This is a genomic window from Kamptonema animale CS-326 (assembly GCF_028330895.1).
GTDB classification, from domain to species: Bacteria; Cyanobacteriota; Cyanobacteriia; order Cyanobacteriales; family Microcoleaceae; genus Kamptonema; species Kamptonema formosum.
This window is the reverse complement of sequence record NZ_JAQMUA010000088.1, coordinates 1-6,737: the sequence shown is the minus strand read 5'-3', so window position 1 is coordinate 6,737 and position 6,737 is coordinate 1. Positions and strand designations below refer to the sequence as shown.

Below are 6,737 nucleotides of genomic sequence, written 5' to 3'. Positions count from 1 at the left end.
TGTTTCCATTCAATTAGTTTCCCTACAAAGTAGGGAGACTAGAGGTCTTCAACAGGGGGCTAGCCACAGCCGTTTCCATTCAATTAGTTTCCCTACAAAGTAGGGAGCATTCTGTGAAGAGCGCGGAATGGACGAACCCGGCCAAGTTTCCATTCAATTAGTTTCCCTACAAAGTAGGGAGCCCGCACAGATGAGACCCAAACAAAAGAAATGACGGGGTGTTTCCATTCAATTAGTTTCCCTACAAAGTAGGGAGACTACGGCGACAAGAGTTGCAGTGGCCTCTACATGAAAGTAGTTGGTCAGGAGGAGTTTCCATTCAATTAGTTTCCCTACAAAGTAGGGAGTAGGGAACATCAAAACGCTCTCAGACTACGCAGAGAATCAAGAGTTGTTTCCATTCAATTAGTTTCCCTACAAAGTAGGGAGTAACCAGCGATGGGACAACATCATCGTTACCCAATCGGGCATCCGCCTGATTGAGTTTCCATTCAATTAGTTTCCCTACAAAGTAGGGAGCATGGGCAAATTGAATGGCTTGAATGACGGTGCTGTCGTTTCCATTCAATTAGTTTCCCTACAAAGTAGGGAGATCCATAGGCCTGCCATTCAGCCGCACAAGCGAAACGGAAGAAGTTTCCATTCAATTAGTTTCCCTACAAAGTAGGGAGTTAGAAAAGCAGGATTTAATTCAACACTTATTAATACTCTATCTGAAGTTTCCATTCAATTAGTTTCCCTACAAAGTAGGGAGCCCGGAGCTGCGCCGGCGGCTGGCCGAGCTCGTGCGCCAGGTGCCCGGTTTCCATTCAATTAGTTTCCCTACAAAGTAGGGAGTTACCCTTATTGGAACACAGACAGGGCAAGATGTCCAGAGGCAGTTTGCGAGGGGGTTTGAAAATGTCCATACAATCTAGCTCAATCCGTACTCTCCAAAGTCCTCAAATCCTCACACAGCAATATATCGAGGGGGTCAACGAAACACTAGGAGTTTGAGCCATTTACTGACCCCCTCGCAAAAAAACTAAATAATTACCGACCCTGGCAATTCTCTCGCAGCAGGCCCTACACCCCAAGTTTCCACGCTTTTGAGAGTATGGCTCGATAGGGGATAAAAGCGGATGCTATCTTCCTCCGGCTTAACTCGTTTTTGGAGACGCGATTGCATTTCCTGATACTTAGCAGAAGTCAGCACGCATTCAAAAACGCTGAATTGTACCCATTGACCATAACCTGACAACAAAGCGTGAACTTTTTGCCGTCGCTTAGAGCAGGGGATATCGTAAACAACGACATAAAACAGCATAGCTAACGAATCTGATAAGGCTGATAGATTTCTACAGGATGATAAACAAATTGTTTAAAGGCCTTAATTTGTTGACTGAGCAAATCCCATTTAGGTTGTTTGCCTCCTGAATCAGTTTTAATTTCATCCTCCATTCGCTGCACGAAAAATTTAAGGAATTTAGCTCGTCCTAAGTCATTAAGGAAACAACCGCTATCTCGGTAAATAAAATCATTTTGAACATCCATAACCTTAGAATTAACTAACCACAATACCAAGGAATCAATAATTGGCGCTCTAAATTCCTCAATCAAATCCGAAGCTAAAGCAGCATGGCGTTCCGTTCCTTGATGCAGACAAGCCGAATAAGGATCGAGTCCTTGCAATTCAATCAAACTCAATAAGTGATTCCAAAGTATTTGATAGCCAAAACTGAGCATAGCATTCACAGGATTACCCGGAGGTCTGCGAGAGCGACCAACAAATACAAAATCAGGATGGCTCAAACACTCTTCAAAAGCGGAGAAATATTGAGCCGCCCCCGCTCCCTCCAATCCCATCAACCGCTCAATTGTGTCAGCATCTCCGGCTTTTTCAATCAAATAATTCATGCTTTGAATGGCAAAAGCGATGACCTCAGAACCTTGACGGCGTTGCTGTCGTTGGAGAATCACGCGACTGTTTTTCAACTTAGCTTGAACAATGCGCCGCGCTACTAATAACCGTTCCACAAAAGACAATTGTTGCTGATAGCGAACCAGTTGGCGATATCCCCGTTCAATGGGCAGAATCCGACCATAACAGTAACCCATTCTTGAGAGGTAAGCAATCGGAATATTGCGACCTAAACAAGTTCTGATGGCTTGAGTTGTGACTTGGGACTTACCAAAAATGAGGATTTGTTCTAGGAGGGGAAGTTGCACTTCTCCCAAAATTGTATCACCTTTTTTGACTAGCAGCATTTCCTGTTGTAAGGAAACATAACAACCCGGTTGAGAAACATAGAGAGTAAGCATTAGTGGCGATTTAATTCAGAAGAATTATCGGACTGATGGAGTTGTAAAGATGCGAGTTTGATTTCAAAATCGGCTTGCATTTGTTTCAGGTGAGAAGGTTGTAAATAGCGAATAATGGCATCAGTCGCGGTGGCAGTGAAAAAACTAGCAACTGTGACGAGAAAAGTATTGCTAATCACGGCTGCAAGTCCCAAGGGTGCGATGAGGAGGATAATTAGAGTGACTGCACCATTAATCGTAGCAATGGCAAAGTTACGCACTACGGTAGCACGGGAGGATAAGTACATAATTTTAAGTCCTAAGTTGAATTGATTTGTGTTGAGGAATGAGTCTGTAGGTGAGATGATGAATTGGCAACACCCACAGGTCTAGTCTGCTATGCTATTGTTGGTTTCTATTCAATTAGTTTCCCTCATTGAGAGGAAAGTTAGTCTTGGGGTTGATAGGATGCGGATGGCGTTAGGTTTGGAGTTCGTAACGTTTGATAGCTTCTACCAATTCATCATGTACTTTTGCCATTAAACTCGCTTCTTCAAGAGATGTAAATTCTTGAGGTAAATCCTCTTTGGCAATAAAGTTTAAACAACATAGAACTCTTGCAATCCACTCATCTCTATTTGCTACATCCCACGCATTAAATAGTTCTTGGTTTTGTAGACCTTCCAAGCGATGAAAAAGATTATTTCTTTCCTTAAAAATGTCTTTTCCTTGGTATCGTTGGTCAATTGGATTGCAAAAAATAGCAATACAGGGATGACTTTGCCAATTAGTATTAGCCTCTCGAATTAAGGCAAATAAAGATTTACCGTAAAGGCCAATTTCTTGTTTATATTGTCCTGGCTTTCCCTTTTCAAACCAGCTTTTCATATTATTAAGACTCTGGCAGATTGATTGATTCAGTTGAAGCCCTTTTTTTGGATCTCGTCGAATATGTTGTCGATACTTTTTCTCAGCCCACAATCCTGCTGAACCTTCTACTGCGCGAAAACTATGAAACATTGCATCAACAGGACTGCCTTGTTTCAATCGAACCCAAGCTAAATAAGTGGATTCATAGCCTATTTTCCACCAAGGAAAAGTTGTTTGAGGGAACAAATTGTGTTCGCTAACAATTTTTTTGAACTTCTGAAATTCAGCAAAATTCCACTGCTCTGCTGCATCTAATAGATGTTTTATCCGTTCTTCCTCTGCATTATTTGGGGCTATTTTTGTCAAACCCAATATATCTCGAATGCCTACATAATCATGCTGTGCTAATAATGCGTTTACCTCCTGTATCTGAATTGCTTTAAGATAAGTAGAGTTAGGAATCGAAGTGACTTCTTGACTATATTCATTGCTAACAAGAAACCGCACATTTTTTCTGAATTTTGCTAAACTAGAAAACTGAACTGCTGAAGAAATTGCTGGAGTTCCAGCTTGATGGCTAACATAGACAGTATCGGCTTCCGATTGCAATGGGATGTTCTTTAGCTCGTCCCGAACTAAATCCAATACACGATCCCAATCATCTAAACCTGGTTTTTCCTGGGGAGACAATATCAAAGGTAGGAGCTTTACATCAGGAAATTCTTGTTGTAAATAAGTGTTAATAATTGGTTCTAATTTACAAGTATCCTGCCAATAGGGAGATTTGGGCTTTCGTCTTTCATTGTCATCCTTAAAAATTTCAGATTGATCGGTGAGGAGAATCGCGATCGCCTCTGGAGGTTCAAGCTTTTTGAACTCTGGAGTTTCAGGCTTTTTGAACTCCTTCACAAAGTTACTCAGCAATGGAAAAGTTAAATAGTTCTGAATTTCCTGTTTAACTTCTTCTGAACTTGATTCATAAACAATCCCCAAAATTCTCGCGGCAATTCGGTAGGATTCCTCACTGTCATTGAAAGCACGTTTTGGTTCAAACGGAATGTCATAACATTCAGCTTTAATGGTATCCTCATACCAATATTGCCAAACCTTATCGCTGCGCTGTTTTTCAGTTCTACCTTTGTCGCTATTGGCTTTATTGCTATCAAGCTGAACATCACTGCTACCGATTGTCACAATCCACAAATTCATTATTTTTTATCTCCCCAAAGTTGCTTAAACTGTTCAGGATGAGTATTCAAAAACTTCAAAAAATCATTTGATTTTGTCGATCCGTCGGGAAATATCGCGATTAATTCAAAATAGCGAGGGGTTGATTTAACAATTGGCTTTCTAGGATTTTCAGGATCTTTCTGAAGTATAATTAGAGGGTACATTCGATGCCAAATCAGACTAATTTTCCCAATTTTTCCAGTGACAGATGATTTATAAATTGAGCCCTCTGGCTGAATGTTTTGTATTTTTTGTTGATAGGGTTCGTGAAACCAGCGCAAGGCTGCACTTTCATTAGCATTGTCCGCAATTCGACCCCAAACTTGAACATTACTAGGATGCCAAGCTTCTCGCCAATCTTTTGCCCATTCAGCTTCTCGTAGAGGCCTGTTTTGAGATTGTATCCACTCTCTAGCTGTTTGTCGAACATTATCTAAAAATTCTCCTAACTTTTCTAATCGGCTCACCTGCACATTTCGACCTTGGGTATTTTCTCCTAGCCATTGCCAGTGACAACCAATCAAGGCTTTATAGCTGTCTTCGTAATACTCTTCAAAAAATTTGCGGTGATCGACTCGTCGCCATGATTTACCAAATCCTCCCAAAATCATGGCAAACTGCATCAATTTAGCCACCAGCTTTTTCAGGATTGGTTCTTGGTTAGGATCGGCTAATGGTTTAGCTAAAAACCAAGTTAATTCCCCTTCGACTTGATAGGCAGGTTGAGCATAATTTCCCGAACCAAAAGATTTTATTTCCAACTTAGAATCCTTAAATTGAAACCCTAATAATCCAACAGTTGCTTCTTTTTGCTGGATACCTCCAAACAAATCTTCTACTAATTGTTCTGCTGTTTTTGGATCAGTTAAACCACCAAAAATCCGCAAAGCATGACCCCGGAGGGCGGCTCGGAAGATATTAGGGCGAAACTCTCCAGTATCATCAATTAGTTTAGCAGCTTGTCCTTGTCCCTTGAGTTTAGCTCGATAAACAATCGGGTGAGAAGTTTGGTTAATTTGTCCATAGCCTGTAGAAACTTTTGAGCCTAATCCGGCAGCGATCGCTCGTTCCCAAATTTGCCAAATTTTTTCCCATTGTTCACCAGATAAAGGTTTAGGACTAGAAATAGCAAATCTTAACTTTGGCTGATACAGAGAAATTTGAGCATAAGCACTCTCTCCCCTTGGTTTATCATTAGTATCGCGAGTCATTACCTGCCAACCCTGTTGAGGGTGAACTAAGTCTAATAAACCCTGTGTCCAATCATTAGTCGGGTAAGCACCATGAAAACGCAATAAACCGGGCGTAATTTCAGACTCATCACCGCAATAATTATCGCAGGTTCCCAGTGGGATCTCACCCGCTTGTTCCAATTGTTCGCAGGCTTGGCGAAATGCTCCTTTCATACTGCTACCAGGATAAAAGGGAATTCCTGAAGCACCAATTACCGGGCGCAGCATTCCATCATCTTGCCCGCCATTAGTCACAAAACGCCAAGAAATTTGATAAGACTTTGCTCCATAGATTTCGGTCTGTACGTCTTGGGCATTTTCCCCAGAGATTAACTCAGCTTTATCAATCCATTCATCTGCCCACAATTCAACATCTTGTTGCTCGCCTGCCCTTCTTTTATCAGGATCGAGATATTGCAGTTGCGATCGCCCCTGTACCTGTGCGCGAAACATCATCGGCACCTTTTTGTGTGCATTGGGAATTACTTTCATTGCCGACCCTCCCGAACTTTATAGCGCTGCGTCCACCATACAAGACAGTCACATAATTGAGTCAAGACTGCGATCGCCACTCGCTGATCTTCCACAGGCAAAGCCCAAAGTTTTTCCGACATACTTTGTATTTGTCTCGTGTTGCCATTAACTACCGAATCATTAGGAATTTTAACTCCTGATTTCTGCATAATGGTTTGCAGAGCATCCCAAGTTTCTTTCCAGAAGATTGATTTAGTTTCTTCTCTGCCTTTCAAGCGCAAATGCTCGCCCCAAAACCGTTCTAACCCATAAGCTACAGCCATTCGCATATTGTGGGACTGATTGAGGGATTTTGGATCGCGTTCCCGTGCATCTAAAACTAGCTTTTGAGCAGCGCGATCGAGTTCGTAAGATTTCCAAGCCATTACTGATACTCTCCTGAAAGTGATACAAGACAACGACCAAAACCAATTGATTCCAAACCACCGAAATATAACTCTGATGAATTCTCATTTTCGCCAAAGGGTTTCCATCCCGTTTGTTTCAAAGCAATTGGAAACACCAAAATACTTCCTTCTGGCAAAGCTTCTGTATTGAAAAAAGCACCGCCGTCAACTTTTTTCTCGCTAGGTTTTTCTTTCGATCCCAATT

General features: G+C 41.7%; 6 protein-coding genes, 1 pseudogene and 1 CRISPR repeat array. All 7 genes and pseudogenes read right to left on the bottom strand.

Features of this window, described 5'->3' with window-relative positions:
- Position 1 precedes the first annotated feature (1 nt).
- A CRISPR array of direct repeats spans positions 2–837; the repeat unit is 36 nt; unit sequence GTTTCCATTCAATTAGTTTCCCTACAAAGTAGGGAG.
- 187 nt (positions 838–1,024) lie between these two features.
- Positions 1,025–1,306 carry a CRISPR-associated endonuclease Cas2 gene (gene cas2, locus PN499_RS05070; RefSeq protein WP_272030602.1) on the bottom strand — a complete coding sequence of 94 codons (282 nt, stop codon included), beginning with the start codon at positions 1,304–1,306 and terminating at the stop codon, positions 1,025–1,027.
- 2 nt (positions 1,307–1,308) lie between these two features.
- Complete coding sequence (cas1, locus tag PN499_RS05065; protein WP_272030601.1) at positions 1,309–2,301, bottom strand: CRISPR-associated endonuclease Cas1; 993 nt, start codon at positions 2,299–2,301, stop codon at positions 1,309–1,311.
- Positions 2,301–2,588, bottom strand: a complete 288-nt coding sequence (gene csx18, locus PN499_RS05060; protein ID WP_272030600.1) for a CRISPR-associated protein Csx18 — start codon at positions 2,586–2,588, stop codon at positions 2,301–2,303. The genes cas1 and csx18 overlap by 1 nt, the downstream gene beginning before the upstream one ends.
- 172 nt (positions 2,589–2,760) lie before the next feature.
- Complete coding sequence (locus tag PN499_RS05055) at positions 2,761–4,359, bottom strand: hypothetical protein (RefSeq protein WP_272030599.1); 1,599 nt, start codon at positions 4,357–4,359, stop codon at positions 2,761–2,763.
- Positions 4,359–6,104 carry an RAMP superfamily CRISPR-associated protein gene (locus tag PN499_RS05050; RefSeq protein WP_272030597.1) on the bottom strand — a complete coding sequence of 582 codons (1,746 nt, stop codon included), beginning with the start codon at positions 6,102–6,104 and terminating at the stop codon, positions 4,359–4,361. Before PN499_RS05050 ends, PN499_RS05055 begins: the two co-directional genes overlap by 1 nt.
- Complete coding sequence (locus PN499_RS05045) at positions 6,101–6,511, bottom strand: hypothetical protein (RefSeq protein WP_272030595.1); 411 nt, start codon at positions 6,509–6,511, stop codon at positions 6,101–6,103. The genes PN499_RS05050 and PN499_RS05045 overlap by 4 nt, the downstream gene beginning before the upstream one ends.
- Positions 6,511–6,737: pseudogene (locus tag PN499_RS05040) on the bottom strand (type III-B CRISPR module RAMP protein Cmr4); the annotation flags it as partial. The gene PN499_RS05045 and the pseudogene PN499_RS05040, both read right to left, overlap by 1 nt.